This window comes from Leifsonia sp. SIMBA_070 (genome assembly GCF_046534635.1).
Taxonomy (GTDB): Bacteria; Actinomycetota; Actinomycetes; order Actinomycetales; family Microbacteriaceae; genus Leifsonia.
In genome coordinates this window covers 1-242 of the sequence record NZ_JAWRYK010000825.1, presented here as the reverse complement: position 1 = coordinate 242, position 242 = coordinate 1, and the positions used below count along the sequence as shown (strand labels likewise).

Annotated in this window: 1 protein-coding gene; it reads right to left on the bottom strand. The window is 45.0% G+C overall.

Going from position 1 to position 242, the window contains the following annotated elements:
- On the bottom strand, window positions 1–181 hold a 181-nt coding region (locus SB754_RS22520), incomplete at its 3' end, for a HAMP domain-containing protein (protein WP_410784497.1).
- Window positions 182–242: the final 61 nt, after the last annotated feature.

Genomic DNA, 242 nt, shown 5'->3' with positions numbered 1-242 from the left:
CCAGCATTTTTTCGATCGTATCACGAAGGTTTTTCTGCATTTGGTTGGCGGATACCGTTAATTCACCCATTTCATCATTTGACTTTTGCTCCAGGGGCTCATGATTCAGTTTTCCGTCAGCAACCATTTTCATCCTGTCCCTGACTTTAAGGAGGGGGGTGGTAATGAGGTTTGCAGTCACAAGTGCAAGCACAAGGCCGATAAGGACTGCCGCAATGGATATGATGATACTTGTAGACTTA